10 protein-coding genes are annotated in these 15,214 nt (G+C 58.1%); 9 read left to right on the forward strand and 1 reads right to left on the reverse strand.

Annotated features, from left to right (window positions below):
- The first annotated feature begins 4 nt into the window (after positions 1-4).
- The 9 genes from ACFSR7_RS17475 (at position 5) to ACFSR7_RS17515 (ending at position 14,710) form a co-directional block, all read left to right on the forward strand.
- A complete protein-coding gene (locus ACFSR7_RS17475; protein ID WP_378163710.1) occupies positions 5-1,675 on the forward strand; it encodes a hypothetical protein in 1,671 nt (556 codons plus the stop codon).
- 118 nt (positions 1,676-1,793) lie between these two features.
- Complete coding sequence (locus ACFSR7_RS17480) at positions 1,794-2,243, forward strand: Rrf2 family transcriptional regulator (RefSeq protein WP_378163712.1); 450 nt, start codon at positions 1,794-1,796, stop codon at positions 2,241-2,243.
- 105 nt (positions 2,244-2,348) lie between these two features.
- Positions 2,349-2,990, forward strand: a complete 642-nt coding sequence (locus ACFSR7_RS17485; protein WP_378163714.1) for an NAD(P)-dependent oxidoreductase — start codon at positions 2,349-2,351, stop codon at positions 2,988-2,990.
- A 195-nt stretch (positions 2,991-3,185) separates the two neighbouring features.
- A complete protein-coding gene (locus ACFSR7_RS17490) occupies positions 3,186-4,994 on the forward strand; it encodes a sensor histidine kinase (protein WP_378163716.1) in 1,809 nt (602 codons plus the stop codon).
- Complete coding sequence (locus tag ACFSR7_RS17495) at positions 4,991-6,133, forward strand: response regulator (RefSeq protein ID WP_378163717.1); 1,143 nt, start codon at positions 4,991-4,993, stop codon at positions 6,131-6,133. The genes ACFSR7_RS17490 and ACFSR7_RS17495 overlap by 4 nt, the downstream gene beginning before the upstream one ends.
- A 188-nt stretch (positions 6,134-6,321) precedes the next feature.
- Entirely contained in the window at positions 6,322-8,967 is a 2,646-nt protein-coding gene (locus ACFSR7_RS17500) for a hemoblobin-interacting domain-containing protein (RefSeq protein WP_378163719.1), read from the forward strand.
- A gap of 31 nt (positions 8,968-8,998) precedes the next feature.
- Complete coding sequence (locus tag ACFSR7_RS17505) at positions 8,999-10,672, forward strand: S-layer homology domain-containing protein (RefSeq protein ID WP_378163720.1); 1,674 nt, start codon at positions 8,999-9,001, stop codon at positions 10,670-10,672.
- A 242-nt stretch (positions 10,673-10,914) separates the two neighbouring features.
- On the forward strand, positions 10,915-13,830 hold the full coding sequence (locus ACFSR7_RS17510) for an S-layer homology domain-containing protein (protein WP_378163722.1): 2,916 nt from the start codon (positions 10,915-10,917) through the stop codon (positions 13,828-13,830).
- 1 nt (position 13,831) lies between these two features.
- Complete coding sequence (locus ACFSR7_RS17515) at positions 13,832-14,710, forward strand: GNAT family N-acetyltransferase (protein ID WP_378163724.1); 879 nt, start codon at positions 13,832-13,834, stop codon at positions 14,708-14,710.
- 37 nt (positions 14,711-14,747) lie between these two features.
- Here ACFSR7_RS17515 and ACFSR7_RS17520 read toward each other — a convergent pair whose 3' ends face one another.
- Positions 14,748-14,996: an LbetaH domain-containing protein gene (locus tag ACFSR7_RS17520; RefSeq protein ID WP_378163726.1), complete on the reverse strand. Its 249-nt coding sequence runs from the start codon at positions 14,994-14,996 to the stop codon at positions 14,748-14,750.
- Positions 14,997-15,214: the final 218 nt, after the last annotated feature.

Raw genomic sequence — 15,214 nt, forward strand, 5'->3', positions numbered from 1 at the left:
CGGCATGAAGGTGAAGGGATTCAAGACGAAGATCGCAGCTATTATTGTCGTCGCATTTGCAGGGTTCAATATTCAAGGTTCTTGGGCTGCGACGACGGTGCTCGATAAGATCAGCATCTGCGTCAGCAACGAAGGCAAAATGAATCTGATCGATCCGGAAGGAAGCTGTCGGGCCGATCAACGGATGTACCAATTAAACCTTAAGGGCGATCGCGGTCTTCCGGGGCAAAAGGGCGAGAAGGGGGATAAGGGCGTCGATGGCGCGCCCGGCCCGCAAGGCCCTGCCGGCGCAGACGGTGCCGACGGCGCGATCGGCCCGCAAGGCCCCGCCGGCGCAGACGGTGCCGACGGGGCGATCGGCCCGCAAGGCCCCGCCGGCGCAGACGGTGCCAACGGCGCGATCGGCCCGCAAGGTCCCGCCGGCGCAGACGGTGCCGACGGCGCGATCGGCCCGCAAGGTCCCGCCGGCGCAGACGGTGCCGACGGCGCGATCGGCCCGCAAGGTCCCGCCGGCGCAGACGGTGCCAACGGCGCGATTGGTCCGCAAGGTCCCGCCGGCGCAGACGGTGCCGACGGCGCAGTCGGTTCGCAAGGTCCCGCCGGCGCAGACGGTGCCGACGGCGCGGCCGGCCCGCAAGGCCCTGCCGGCGCAGACGGTGCCGACGGCGCGATCGGTCCGCAAGGCCCTGCCGGCGCAAACGGCGGGACAGGCCCGCAGGGTCCTTCCGGTCCAACCGGCGCCACAGGCCCGCAAGGGCCTCAAGGACCGCAGGGATTGAGCGGTGCAAGCGGCATCTACGGAGATGGAAGCGGGGGCGTATTGTCTGTTCCCCCGGGCAACACGTTGGACTTGTCCTTGGGAACGACAAACATTACCAACCTTCAATTTACGTCGATCACGGTCAACGGTACGCTGATCGTGCCTAGCGGCATCACGCTCCGGGCGACAGGCGACATCACGATATCCGGCTTGGGGACGATCTCGGTCTTGACCGGTGCCCAGGACACCGGAGACGGTGCACCGAATCCGGGCGTTTCCCTGGCGCCTGCCGGGCCTGGTGCCGCAGGCGTCGGTCTCGCCAAGCTGCAGGCTGCCCAATTGACCAGCCCTCCGGCAGCGGCCGGCGGAGCCGGCAATCGGGACGCCAACAGCAGCGGAGGCAGCGGCGGGGGCTCCATCGTTCTGGCCGCAGGCGGGAATGTCAGCATCGCCAGCGGCGGGATAATCAACGCGAACGGACAGGACGGGACGAACCCGAATACGGCAGGAGTGGGCATCGTTGGCACCGGGGGCGGCGGAGGCGGAATCGTCGTCATCGGCGCAAAAGGTGTCATTCAAGCTGCGGGAACAATCCGGGCAAACGGCGGCAACGGCGCGAATGGCTTCGACGGCAACGGCGGCAATTCCGAAGGCGGCGGAGGCGGGGGCGGAGGCGGCATCATCCACTTGCTGGGCGCCACGGTCAACGTAACGGGTACGCTGAGCGTCAACGGGGGATCGGCGGGCATTAATGCGGGCTCCTCAAGCGTCTACACCCCCGGCGGGGGCGGCGGCGCCAGCGGCGGCAATGGCGGCAAGGGCAGTACGACAGGCAGCACGGCTGCAGGGTCGGGCGCTGCCGGCTACGCAATTACGACAATTACGTCGACGCCGGAAAATCTTTTGATCAAGTAAGCAACCAATGGGGAGCCGGGACAGATCGGCTTCCCTTCTTTGCGGAAACCTAAAATAACCTGCCTTGACATCTCGTCAAAGTTGTAACTATAATTATTACAACGAAAGGGTGTTGCTTATGCAAATCAGCAGCAGATTTTCCATCGGCGTGCACATCTTGTCCCTGCTGGCGATTCGGCCGCAGGACCACCATACGTCGGAGTGGCTGGCCGGCAGCGTCGGGACGAATCCCGTCGTCATCCGTCGGGTGCTCGGTCAACTGAAGAAGGCGGGACTCGCCAACGTCAAGGCGGGTAGCGGCGGCGCTACGCTCGCGAAGGAACTGGACGGAGTCACGCTGCTTGACGTATATCGTGCGGTCGACGTAGTGGAGGAAGACCGCCTGTTTCATATGCACGAGCAGCCGAATCCGGCATGCCCGGTAGGCGCCAACATCGAGCAGGTGCTGCGCCTGATGATGGTCAAGGCACAGGCGGCGATGGAGGGCGTACTGGCCGTCGTGACGATGAGAGAGCTCGTCGACGTGCTGGCCCGGGAGATCGAAGAGAAGCGTGTCGCGAACGACTAAGCGCTTTTCTTTGTCACGGTTGTACTCGTCTTGGTTACATCTTTATTTCGACGCATAAGCAGCATCCATTTGAAAAATATCAATTCTTTGGAGGAAGACATGAACATGAACATCGGAATTATTGGAGCAAGCGGCAAGGCCGGCGACGCGATCGCCAAGGAAGCGGCGGCGCGGGGGCATACGGTGACGGCTATCGTCCGCAGTGCGGCCAAGGTGGCTGATAAGGGCTGGGCGGTGCTCGAGAAGGACGTCTTCGATCTGCAAGCAAGCGACCTGCAAGCGTTCGACGCGGTCGTGAATGCGTTCGGCGCCCCGCTCGACCAGGCGCATTTGCACGCGGAAGCGGGCCGGGCTCTGATCGCGGCGCTGCAGGGCGCGCCGGATACCCGCCTCATCGTCGTGGGCGGCGCCGGCAGCCTGTTCGTCGACGAGGACCAGACGATTCGCGTCGTCGATACGCCCGACTTCCCCGAGATGTTCAAGGCGACCGCGTCCAGCCAGGCGCAAAACCTGCAGGACCTGCAAGCCGCTGCCGGGATCCGCTGGACGTTCGTCAGCCCGTCCGCGTTTTTTGACCCGGCAGGCAAGCGCACCGGCGCTTACCGCAAGGGAGGGAACCTACTCCTCGTCAATGCAAAGGGCGACAGCTACGTGAGCTACGCGGACTATGCGATCGCGATCGTAGACGAGATTGAGCGGCCTGCGCATGAGGGCGAGCGCTTCACTGTCGTGGGCGAAGCGGAATAACGCAAGCCGAATGACGGCGCCGTATTCCCATATAGGGAATACGGCGCCGTCTATTCGTCGAAATTTGTCATTTCTTCATCATTAAAGGGGTGTATACTGGAGAAACGGAGCGGGCGGCCGGCTGATTCGGACGACGACTCCCGCATCTGCGAACGAATATTCAGCCCACCAGCAGTACGAGGAGCGTCCTCATTTATGAACTTCAATTTATACTTGTCCGCCTTGCTCATTGCGTCTGCCTGCTGCTCCGCGGTGGTCGTCTACCTGTGCTGGAAAAGAAGGGAACTGCCGATCGCGGTCAGCTACGGCCTGTGCATCTTGAGCACGGCTTTCTATACGTTCGGCTACGCATCCGAGCTCGTGAGCGCGTCGCTCGAGACCATCCGCTTCTGGCTGCGAATTGAATATATCGGCATTCCGTTCGGCACCGTATTTTGGTTTATCATGGTCCTTCAATATACCGGCAGGCAGGCTTACATACGCAAATGGACCGTCGCCGTCGCGATGGTTATACCCTTTATGACTTTTATCGCCCACAATACGAACGAATGGCATCATCTTTTTTACAAAAGCCTCACGCTCGACGACTCCGAGGGCTTCCCGCTGGCCCGGATCGTCAGGGGACCGCTGTACTACGTCCACGTCGTGTACGCTTACGTTCTGATCCTCGTCGGGGTCGTTCTTCTCGTTCGAATGTATTTCAAGTCCGCGCCTTCCATGAAAAAGCATGTCGTTCTCATGCTCATCGGATCGCTTGCGCCCTACGGCTCCACGCTTGTCTATCTTAGCGAGGTTCTGCCCACGCCCTTCGATATCTCTCCCTTCGGCTTCGTCCTCTCGAACATCTTTTTCTTGTTCGGCATCTACCAGTTCAACCTGCTCCGACTCGCGCCGATGGCGTTGCAGAAGGTATTCGAATCCATGCAGGACGCCGTCGTGCTGCTGGATCTGGAGCACAACATTACCGGTTTCAACCACGCGGCAGGACGCACGATTCAAGGTTTGGACCGCAAAAAAGGAATCGGTCAGCCGGCTTCGGCCGTTTTCGCGGCCAATCCCGATCTTCTACGTAGGATCGACCTGGCGTACGCGTCCGAGGACAAGGAACTATTGAGGGACAAGGCAGCCGACCGTTACTACAACGTCCAGGTATCGCTAATTGCCGACTTTCGATCCAGACCTGCGGGCAAGATGCTGCTGCTTCGAGACGTGACGGACGCGGTACGCTCGGAGGAGCGGCTGCTCGAGAACGCCAGGCAGCTTCGCGAGCTGAACGCCTTCAAGGATCAGATGTTCAACGTGGTGGCGCACGATATCCGGGATCCGATGGCGGTGCTCCTGAATCTGACCGAGCTGCTGGAGGAGGAGGCATCGGTCTGCGGGGAGGATCACGAGGAGATCGTACAAGAGATGAGCCGGCAGGTGCACAGCACCTTTGCGCTCGTCGAGAGCTTGCTCGAATGGTTTCGCAGCCAACGGGGAGGCATGGTATTCGTTCCGATCGTTCAGAGCCTGTCCCATTCCGTGCAGCGGAATGTCCGGCTGCTGCAGGGCCGCAGCGACGGCAAGGGCATTCGGATTATATCCGATATCGAGCCGGACGCGTTCGTATTCGCGGACAAGGAGATGCTCGACCTGGTGCTGCGCAACCTGCTGTCCAACGCCATCAAGTTCACCGAGCTTGGCGGCGACATCCGGGTGCGGGCCTGGCAGTCGGGCGGCTCGGTCACCGTCAGCGTCAGCGATTCGGGCATGGGCATTCCCGAAGAGCGGCTGTATACGCTGCTGCGGGAGGGGTATGTCGTTTCTACCGAAGGAACGGCGGGCGAGCGGGGGGTCGGACTTGGACTCGCGCTCTGCAAGGAATTCGTGCGGTTGAACGGAGGAGAGTTCTGGTTCGACAGCACGCCGGAGCAGGGCAGCACTTTTTACTTCACCGTGCCAGCCGCGCAGGCGGATGCCGCGTCCGGGAGCGACTCGATGGCGGAGAAGGAGATCGGATGAAGGTCCTAATCGTAGACGACGAAAAAGCAATGCATTTGATCATGAAGCGCATGCTGGCCAAAATCGACGACGTCGAAATCATGGGCAGCTTCGCGGATACCGCATCGGCAGAAGCTTACTTAAAAAGCGCTGCGGTGGACCTGATCTTTATCGACATCAACATGCCCAAGGAGAGCGGCATGGCCTTCGCCCAGCGGCTTCGAGAGAGCGGGAGAGAGGTCAAGCTCGTCTTTGTGACGTCTCACACTGAATTTGCGCTGTCCGCATTCGATGTTTACGCCTACGACTTCATGGTCAAGCCTGTCGTACAGGAGCGGCTGCAGCATACGGTTCGAAGGGCATTGGCTGAAGCAAGCGGGGATAAGAGAAACGCGGGACCTCCCGCAGCCCCCATGCCGCAAGTGCAGATCAACTGCCTCGGCCGCATGGAAATTCGCGGCGCGCAGCGCGAGCTGGCCAAGTGGAAGTCCAGCAAGAGCGCGGAGCTATGCGCCTATCTGGTGCTCCAGCGCGGGAGCCTCGTCTCCAGGGCCCGGCTGATCGAAGACATCTTCGTCGGCATGCCCCGCAAGAATGCGGAGGTCTACCTCAACACGACGGCTTATCAACTCCGCAAGCTGCTTGAGGCGATCGGCATGAAGGGAAGCTTGCATTCGGATGCCAATCACTATGCGCTGAACCTGACGCTGGCGGAGGTCGATTTCCATCGCTTCGAAGAGGGTTGTCGGGAAATGGCGGGGGTGGATGCGTCCAACCTGGACCGGGCGATCGAGCTGGAGCGTGCCTACGTAGGCCAGCTTTTCGGGGATCTCGCCTATCCTTGGGCGTGGAGCGAGGTCGAGCGAATTTCCCAAATGTACGCGTCGTTCACCCTTCGGCTTGGCCGGGCGTTGTTGGACCGGGGGGATATCCAGGCCGCGATTCGTATCCTCGCCAAGCTCACGGCGCACAATGAGCTCGACGAGGATACGGTCAAGCTTTATATGAAGGCGCTGGCCTTGCAGCACAATCGAGAAGCGCTGACCCGGCTGTACGCGAAGTATTCGGACACGCTTCAGGAAGAGCTTGGTGTTCGGCCGTCGATCGAGGTGACTAAGCTGTACGGACAGCTGTTGACGCAGCTGGAAGCCGCCGAATAAGAAGAGGCCGCAAAAGAAGCGGTTGACGAGAAGACTCGATCCGCAAGGATTCGAGTCTATTTCGCATGCCGTCACGGCGATCGGCTGGATTTTCGTCGAAGTTTGTCATTTTACCGTCATTGGCTTTCTTTATACTAAAATCTGGGCTAAAAGAATCACTAAAAACATATAGGAGTGACAAAAGAAGAATGAAAAAAGTTTCAGTTTTTCTGATGCTGGCGATGTTGGTCTCCGCGGTATTCTCGTACGCGCCTGCGGCGAGTGCGGCTACGACCGTGGACAATATGCCCGCATGGACCAAGTGCGCGGATGAACAAGGCGTATGCGACTTCACCGGGACCAAAGAAGTGAGATACGGGACGGACGGCAGTTATTTCTCGAATACGGCAACGGACGGCATCGGATGTTCGAACGAGGAGTGGGGTGATCCTGCGCCGTTACAAAGCAAGCATTGCGATGCACGCGACCTGCTGCCTGAGGGTACGCCCAGCGTGACGGGCACGCTCGACGACGACTTTAAGACGTTCACCATTCGCTTCGACAGGAGCATAGCGCCGTCGGGAACGCCGGAGCAACTGAAGAGCGCCATCACGATTAAACAAGCGGGCAGCGCGGAATTCGAGGCGCTTGGCGAAGGGGATTCCGTCGCATATGATGCCGAGGATCCCGATGCGATCGTGCTGACATTGGATCAGCAGCTTGTCGGCGATCGCCATGCGGTTCGCATCGCAGCCGGTGCGGTCGTCCTGGATGGCGAGACTGAGCCTTATACCGCGCCGATCGAGCTGAGCGGCATCGTCGGGGCGGACATCGTGCCGCCGGCGTTCATCGGGGCGGAGAGCTTAGCCAATGGTGGGAGCGTGAAGCTGCACTTCGACGAAGCCATTACCCCTGTGTTCCCCGATACGATCGAGGACGAAGGAGCGGCTATCGCATATCTTCAAAGCCAAATTCAAGTTGCGCAGGATGGCGAGCATTTTTCGCCTCTCGTCAACGATCTTATTGAAGTTGGCGGAGACAACAGTTCTATTCAAATTAGTTATCGGAACGATCTGAAGATTGTATCCGGCCCGAAAACGAAATTTAAACTTGCCGCCGGCTTGTTTAAAGATGCGGCGGGTAATATGACGCCCGAGTTGATTCTGGACGTGAGCCCGCCTGCCATTCAGAGCGCCGCTTTGAGCAGCGACAATCACGATGTCACGGTCACGTTCGACCGGAATATTTACACCACGCCGTTTTATAACGCATCGAAGCAATTGAATTCGAGAATTTGGCTGAAAGAAGGATCCGGTCATCGCAGGGATTTGGGCACCAATGACACCGTAGAGGTTGTTGGAGACAAGCTTAATATCCATTTCGCGACTGCTCTGAACGGCGAGAGCAGCCAAATTGTCATTAGCGGAGGTACGCTCCAGGACGCGAACGGGAATTACTATTCGGATGAAATGGCCTCTCCTTACCTTCCGGCGAATCCGGGGGGAGACACATCCGATACAGCGGGTCCGGAGTACATCAACTACCTACTTTCAAGCGATTTGAAACAATTGACCTTACAGTTCAATGAGAAAGTGGCGATGTCCCAACAAGATCTTGCCGCATTCAAGCAAAATTTTCGCTGGTACAATTCACAAGTCGGGTATGTAAACGGGCTCCCATCGGACGCGACGGTAACGGTTTCCGGACAAACGGTTATTATTTATTTTAATACGCTAATCGACGAAAATGTTTTCTATGTGCGTTTCGATCTAAGCAAAATCACCGACTTGGCAGGCAATTATTCAGATTATGGTAGAGTATGGACCAATTGGATTGATGTAAATAATGATGCGACATTCGGTATGAACAATGCAAACATCGGTTTTAACGGTCGTTTCCTCAGCTTATACTTCGAAGCCGGGCCATTAGAAGATCTCACTGTGGATGAAAACGGATCGCATCTAAAGGAAAAAATCAAAATCTCGACGGATAATGGCGTTACGTTTAATCCATTGTCCACAGAAGACAAGGTCATCTTGAGCGGTTCCAGTATCGGCATTCTCCTGCATAATCGAATCGTGGCAGGAACCATGCAAGTCGAGATTGATCCAGGCGTTCTTACGGATTCGCATCACTACTTGGTGAACGTCGGGGGAAGGCGGACGATCACCTCCAATAGGCCTCAGTTGAGCGGCTATTTGTTCAGCGATGCAGATACGGCCTTAAAGTTCGAGAACAGCCCTGAGTGGAGAAACCATATCCAAAGCGTTAAGGTATGGGATTACGAAAACGCTACTTACAGAGAGCTGACGAAATCCGAGTATGACCTTACAGACAGTGAGATTAAGATTCACAAGGGCGTCTTCCTGAAAGACCGGAGTTATGAAATCGCCATTGAGTCTGAAGGGTACAGCACGCAATACTATGACGGCTATGCCTATAAGTCGTCCGATCTCTTCTACATGACTGCACCGTCGATTTCAAAGAAGAACGGCGTTACTGCCGAAGTGTTCATTTACAATCGGGCATATGGGAGCCAAAATTCATCCGCTTTTAATGTATTATCATCCAGTAGCAACGCAAGCGCGCAAGATGTCGTGTTCGAATTGTTCGACGGCGATACGCCGGTCAGCATTGTAGCAGCCGAGCTGGCAGTCGGTACGGGCAAGTATACGGCCAAATTCAGCGTTTCGGATGCGGCATTGACTTCTAAAAATTACACAGTTAAGGCATTTATAGTCAGCAGCTTTGACGGCGAGATGGGCAATGTGGGGCTGAATCTCGGCACGGTCAAGACACAGTTGGAGATTGATGAAGCCATGGTACTGTCGGAATACAACGATGATCGAGATTAAGGGAGCGGGGAAACGAGCAGTGAAATCGCGCATGCTTCGTATATTCATGATTTTGACGCTGTGCCTGGCCTTCGTGCCGGCAGCGGCAGCCTATGCCGAGAGCTCGGTCGTCTCGCTGCAGGACGTGGCGGATGTTACGGCGGGCGATCAAGTCGATATTAAAGGCGCTTCTACGTTGGGTGAGGTCATCGTCAAGGTGCTACGTCCTGACAGCAGCATCGTGTATTTCAATATCGTGCCGGTGACCGCAAATCAATACGCGTCGCCGTTTACGATCGGATCAGGCGAGCCGGGGGGCACGTATACGGTGGTCGTCGGTCAAGGCAGCGATGTGGCCAGCAAGACATTTAAAGTGACGGCGAAGACGGTCACGCCGCCACCAAGCGGGTCCGTATCGACGCCGACGCCGCCTCCAACGACGGGCAAGGTCATCACGCCGGTAGGTGGCGCTGAGCCGGTCGTGGTCGACACGAGCAAGAACAAGACCTCGACGACAGAGGTTGGGGGACGCTCGACGACCGTCATCACGCAGGATGGCGCGTCGCTCGCGGACGCGCTGAAGAAGGCTGCGCAGCAGGATAACAAAGGCGCTGCGCCTGTCGTGTACATTGCCTATGAAGGCAAGCAAGGAGAAGCCGTGCAGTTTAATCTGCCGTTCTCCGCATTGAAGGACGCCGCCTCTTCGGGCGCGATCGTATCGCTGCAAACCGGCGAAGGCGAATATTCGCTGCCGCTAGGCGTGCTGAACTTCGACGCGATCGCCGCGAATCTCGGCGCATCGGCACAGGACATCACCATTCAGGTCAACATCGTCCCGTCCGCAGATGACATCAACGCCAAGATTAAAGCTAGCGCGGCCGGCATCGGCGCCTCGCAACAGGGAGGCGCGATCGAATTCTCGATCGTCGCTACCGGCGGAGGCAAAACCTCCGAGCTGAATGAATTCGGCTCGACCTATGTATCACGCACGGTCGTCACATCGGGCACGATCGACGCTTCGCACGCGACCGTCGCGCTGTACGATCCACAGTCTGGGACACTAACCTTTGTGCCCGCGCAATTCACGAAGCAGGTGGACGGTACTTTTAAGATTACGTTCAAGCGCAACGGCAACAGCATCTACACCGTGCTGACGGCTAACAAGGCGTTTACCGATCTGACCGCGCCTTGGGCCAAAGCGGACGTCGAGCTGCTCGCCTCCAAGCTTGTGGTCAACGGCGTGTCCGATACGCAGTTTGCGCCGAACAGCAGCATCACGCGCGCCGAATTCGCGGCGCTGCTCGTCCGTGCGCTGGGCCTCACGACTGACGTATCCGGCGCTGCAAGCTTCAAGGATGTCGCATCGGGCGCATGGTACGCAGGCGCAACGGGCGCGGCCGTAAAGGCGAAGCTGATCGAAGGCTTCGAGGACGGCAGCTTCAAGCCTGGAGCCACGATCACCCGCGAGCAGATGGCGGTCATGATCACGAGAGCGATCGCGTATGCGAAAGGCTCCGCGCCGTCGTCTTCGGAAGCCTCACTGAGCGGCTTCAAGGACAAAGCCGCGATCGGCAGCTGGGCGCGCGCGTCCGTGGCGCAGGCCGTCGATGCCGGCATCATCACCGGCATGACAAGCGACACGTTCGTGCCTGCGGCGCAGGCAAGCCGCGCGCAAGCAGCCGTTATGCTGAAGCGATTCATGCAATTTGCGGATTTGATCGACTGATCACGCCGTATTCGAAACGGAGAACCGTCAGGATCGTATCCGGCGGTTCTTCTGTCTTGGCAAGGGGGCGCCTGAGCTCCGGAGTTGGGCGGAAGCGTTAGAGAATGGAAACGCGTCGGTTTTGTCAACGTTCAGTCATTGACGATGATCATACTGACCTTTCGGCTTATCAATGGCCGAGGCGACGCGGCTCGAATCGCATGCGCAGCATCAGGACTATACATCAAGAGGATGGGATCACATTGGCGACGAATTGGAAAGCAGTATTATTGGCAAGCATGATCGCCACATCGGCATTCGGAGCGAGGAACGTGCTCGCCGCTCCTCTTGCTTCCGTGGAGCAGGCTTCATTAAAAGATATCGGTTCAGTGTCGGCCGATCGGCAGGCAGCTATTCGGGAAGCGGTCTCGCTTGGGCTGATCAGCGGCTATCCGAACGGGGAATTCAAACCGGAAGAGTCGCTCACGCGAACGCAATTGGCCGTGCTGTTGGCTAAAGCGCTGCATCTGCCGTTGGATACGAATGCCGAATCAAGCTTTAAGGATGTTGCCTCCGACAGTTGGAGCGCGAGTTATATTGAGGCCGTGCGCAAGGCCGGCTTGATGAACGGAACGGACATCGGCTTCGATCCGAACCGCAAGGTTACTCGCCAGGAGCTGGCGTCCGTATTCGTACGCGCCGTCAACGGCCTGAACACGACAGGCGGGCTGGAGACGGACCCTGCGCTTGCCTCCGGAGCAAGCGGTTGGGCGGCAGCATCCGTGCAAGCCGCGCTCCGGCTTGGTTTGATGACCCCGCAGGCGAAGGGCTTCGAACCGCAGCAGCCGGTGGCCAGAGCGGATATTGCGCAGTTCCTGGTAGATATTTTTGCGGAAAAAGAGTTAAGCGCAGTAGTGACGAAGGTAGACGGCGACGTGATTATGGCGGATGGTAAGCCGCTGCTGGTCTCGGACAAGCTTAAGCAGCTTTTGCTGGCTGAAGGGAATAAAGAGGCGCTATCAGGCGCCAAGCTTCGATTCAAATCCGCCGTTCGCAGCGTGAACGTGCTATCGGAGCTGGAGATCGTCGCCACAGGTACGGCAGGAACTCCGGTAAAGCTAGATACGACAGGGATGCCCGTCGGAGGTACGCTGAAGGTATCGGGCGATCATATAGCGATCAGCGGAGGAACGATTAAAAATCTGATCCTTCAAAATCAAGCGGCTAACGTCTTCGTCGACGCAAGCGTCGATCGTCTGGAGCTGACGGGGCAGGCGGTGACGCTGTCCGGTAAAGGCGCCTATCGCGAGATTCAGATTACCGATCCAAAAGCTAAACTGACCATCGGCAACGACGTGCGGATCGACCGGCTGGTCTTGCCGGACGGTATCGCGCTGGCGGACATCGTCACCAATCTGAGCCAGGTGCAGGCGCAGATCGGCAGTATCGTATCGGCAAGCGGCGCGCCGGTAACGAAGCCATCGGCACCCGTATCCTACAATCCGCCCACGGTTGCGGACAAGAGCGCGCTAGGCGCAGCGATCGCCGACGCTTCGGGCCTTGCCGATACGGCGGTGGCCGGCGAAGCGGAAGGTCAGTACCCGAAGAGCGCGATCGATGCGCTGAAGGAAGCGATCGAGGCGGCCGGCGCGGCGAAGGCAGACGTTCAGGCGACGCAGCCGCAGATCGACGGCGCCTTGATGACCTTGCGCACGGCGACTAACGTATTCAAGAACGCTGTCGTCCATGTCGGAACCGCGTTGCTCGACGCGGCGATCATCGACGCTTCGGGCTATGTCGCTGCAGCTGTGGCGGGCGAAGCGGAGGGCCAGTACCCGCAGAGCGCGATCGACGCGCTGAACGGAGCGATCGAGGCGGCGGGAGTCGTGATGGCCGATATGGAGTCAACGAAGTCTGAGATCGACAGCGCAGCCTTTACTCTGCGAGAAGCGATCGATGCTTTTAAAGACAAAGTCGTTCACATCGATCTGACGCAGCTGGACGCAGCGATCGCAGACGCTTCGAACCTTGCCGACGCGGCGGCCGTTGGCGATGCCGAGGGCCAGTTTTCGCAGAGCGCGGTCGACGCGCTGAATGACGCGATTGAGGCTGCAATTGCCTTAAGGAACGACGCCGCGGCAACAAAAGTGGGGATCGCCAGCGCCGTCTCCACGCTGCAGGACGCCATCGATACGTTTAGCGATGCTGTCGTTCACATCGATCTGACGCAGCTGGACGCAGCGATCGCCGATGCTTCGAACCTAGCCGATACGGCGGTTGTCGGCACCTTGGAAGGCCAATACCCGCAGAGCGCGATCGACGCGCTGAATGACGCGATTGAGGCAGCGGAAGAAGCAAAGGGGAAAGCCGGAGCAACGCAGTCTGAGATCGACAGCGCGACGGGGGCAATGCAGAATGCAATTACGGCGTTTCAGGACGCAGGGTCGCATTTGCTGAAGGCCTCCTTGGAGGGGCGTCCTTTCTACCTCAACAGCGGCAGAACCGGCACGACCGGAGATACGGTTCTATCTGCCGACAGTTTTGAGCAATACAACAAGCGCAATATTAAAAATTATTTGCAAATCAAACGCGGCGCGGTATCCGAGACGATCGAATACGATACCGTCAACAAGCAGTTTAACGTAACGGAGAGCGGAAGTGGCGTGGTGGGCACCATCACTGTAGAATCCACATCCCCGCTTGTGGAGGTCACGCCGGGCTCTTCCGGGATTACCGTTCACCCGTTAGACGCCGCCACCGAAAGCACGGAGGCTGCCCTTGTATTCCATGTCAAACAGGGTAACGAGGAGGTCAGCCAGGTGACGCTGCCGATCGTCATGGACGAGACGGTTCCGACGTTGAGCAGCAGTGTCTACGGCAACGATCAGTTCACGCTGACGGCAAACGAATTGTTGACGACGACACCAATAACGGGATATAGCTTGCAGGTACAGTTTTCGCAGAGCGGCAATGCCGTCGATTTCGAGCCATTGACTATGAATACTCATTATTCTGTCAGCTTCGTCGACAAGCGCATTATCATTACGTTGAAAGATGAAGCAAAATCTATATTTGTGCCTCAATTGTCCAGCAAATTCAGGATTGCCGCGACTGGCATTACGGATAATGCCGGGAACGCGCTTTCCGTCGATTCAACGATAGACGTACCGCAATACTGAGATGGAAGCCCTGGAGATTGAGGCGATTCAGGACGCAGTGCCCGGTGTTTACACAGGCCTGATCCCCCCTGAGTTAAGTCATGTGTTGCAGCAGCGACTTCCGGCTTCGTTCTTGGCGCTGGGAGCCCGTCGGGGAGCCGAGCCGGTCGGAATGGCAATTGCCGAGCGGCGTGAGGCATCCGATACGGCGGGCTTGCTCGCGCTGACCGTAAGGGAGCCGGAGCGTCGCCAGGGCGTTGGGCGTACGCTATTCGGCGAGATCGAGACGGCGCTGAAGCAGACGGGGACACGCGCGATCGGAGCCGAATATCTCGGAGGCACCGATCCCGCCACGGCGGAGGCCGCTTTCTTAAAGGCATGCGGATTTGATGAACCGCTGCCCGGCATCCATATCTGGGGCGGCTCGACCGGACTTCACCCGGAGATGCCGTGGGTTCATCGATTACGGCTGCCGGATGAATTTACATTCAGTCCTTTCAGGACGTTGACGACGCAGGAGTACGAGGAAGTATGGCAAGGAGAGGGCGTTTGGTATACGCCAGACTATTCGCCGTTTGCGGATGAAAAACTGATCGACAAGGAACGCAGCCTGCTGCTGCGCTATGGCGGTGCGGTCGTCGGCTGGATGATCTTCGAGCCTTTCGACACCCGAACGCTGCTGTTCAAAACGATGTTCGTGCATCCCCGTCATCAGCGCATGGGGCGCGGCATCGCGCTGGCAGCCGAGGCGTGCCGACGCTTGGTCCGCGATCCGGCTTTCTCGGAGTGGCTCCTGTTCGTGGAAGGACGCAACACGGATATGGTCCGTTTTTTGAACAGGCATGTTGCCTGTCCCGGCGTTCAAAAAGAAGTGCTTTGGAGAACGGTCAAGCGTCTTTGACCGTTCTTTTTTGTCGCTTTTATGCTTCGACCGCCCGTTATCTTGCTCCAGCGACGCGTCCCCCAATATAAGGATGCGCCACATCGCTATTTCGCCCCAGCGGCGCATTTCCGCCCACATAAGGATGCGCCACATCGCTATTTCGCCCCAGCGGCGCATTTCCGCCCACATAACGATGTGCCACATCGCTATTTCGCCCCAGCGGCGTATTTCCGCCCACATAAGGATGTGCCACATCGCTATTTCGCCCCAGCGGCGCATTTCCTCCCAAATAACGATGCGCCACATCGCTATCCTGTCACATCGACGCATTGCCCATACTTATCCCATCCCAGCTGCGCCTCAACATCAGGACAAGTGGACCAGACGTCAGCTATTTTCGCAAAAGGTGGATTGGAGAGGGCGTTGCGGACCGTGAATACGTTAATCCTCCTGAAAACGGCCCCCCAAGCTGCGAATTCATTTAAATTACGGATGCTGGGTCCGGAACCGCGGCGGAAACGC

Origin of the sequence: Cohnella sp. GCM10020058 (assembly GCF_042683485.1) — a bacterium.
GTDB lineage: Bacteria > Bacillota > Bacilli > Paenibacillales > Paenibacillaceae > Cohnella.